Below are 567 nucleotides of genomic sequence, written 5' to 3' on the forward strand. Positions count from 1 at the left end.
TCATCTGGAACCACAACGACCCCGAAGACCTCGACCACAAGCTCAGCCAGATTGAACAGGGCCGGCCCAAGATCGTCGCCTTTGAAAGCGTCTATTCCATGGACGGTGACATCGCCCCTATCGCCGAGATCTGCGATGTGGCCGACAAGCACGGCGCCATGACCTATATCGACAAAGTGCACGCGGTCGGCATGTACGGCCCCCGCGGCGGCGGCGTGGCCGAACGCGAAGGCCTGATGGACCGCATCACCCTGATCGAGGGCACCCTGGGCAAGGCCTACGGCTGTTTTGGCGGCTATGTGACGGGATCAAAGGCGCTGTGCGACTTCATCCGGTCGTTTTCATCGGGCTTCATCTTCACCACCGCCCTGCCCCCGGCCGTTGCCGCGGCGGCCAAAACCTCAATCGCGCATCTGAAAGCCAGCGAGATGGAACGCGCCCGCCACCGTGACCGCGTGGCAAAGCTGCGCGCGCGTCTGGATGCCGAAGGGATCCCCCATATGCCGAACGCCAGCCATATCATCCCGGTGATGATCGGCGACCCGGTCAAATGCCGGATGATTTCGG

1 protein-coding gene is annotated in these 567 nt (G+C 62.8%); it reads left to right on the top strand.

Translation table 11 applies throughout. The features are described 5' to 3' along the window. Window positions 1–567, top strand: a 567-nt coding sequence (locus AAFM92_16905) for an aminotransferase class I/II-fold pyridoxal phosphate-dependent enzyme (protein MEL7302039.1), incomplete at both ends; no start/stop codon positions are given.

The sequence above is a fragment of the Pseudomonadota bacterium genome, from assembly GCA_038533575.1.
In the GTDB taxonomy this organism is placed as follows: Bacteria; Pseudomonadota; Alphaproteobacteria; order Rhodobacterales; family Rhodobacteraceae; genus Shimia_B.